The 315-nt window shown below is 54.6% G+C and carries 2 rRNA genes; both read left to right on the top strand.

The annotated features are described in order from the left end of the window. Positions 1–107: ribosomal RNA gene (locus IB262_RS35570) — 23S ribosomal RNA — on the top strand; the annotation flags it as partial. Between the two features lie 124 nt (positions 108–231). Then, a 5S ribosomal RNA gene (gene rrf / locus IB262_RS35565) occupies positions 232–315 on the top strand; the annotation flags it as partial.

Genomic DNA, 315 nt, shown 5'->3' with positions numbered 1-315 from the left:
AGTATTCCCTTGAGAACCGTGGAAGACGACCACGTTGATAGGCTGGGTGTGGAAGTGCGGCAACGCATGAAGCTTACCAGTACTAATCGTTCGATTGGCTTGATCGTTCCCATTGCTCATGCTCATCTTCAGATGAGCGACGTGTTCAAAACAAAACGAGTTGGCTCGACCAACTCACCAGCTTCTCAATCCGGTTTGCGTCCGCTAGACGCAAATCTTGCGCTTTGCCGACCTGGTGGTTCTGGCGGGGTGGCTGCACCCGTTCCCATTCCGAACACGGCCGTGAAACGCCCCAGCGCCGATGGTACTTCGTCT

This window comes from Ensifer sp. ENS02, from assembly GCF_014851885.1.
Lineage (GTDB): Bacteria > Pseudomonadota > Alphaproteobacteria > Rhizobiales > Rhizobiaceae > Ensifer > Ensifer adhaerens.
The sequence above is the reverse complement of the archived record's forward strand: the minus strand, read 5'-3'. Positions and strand labels throughout refer to the sequence as shown.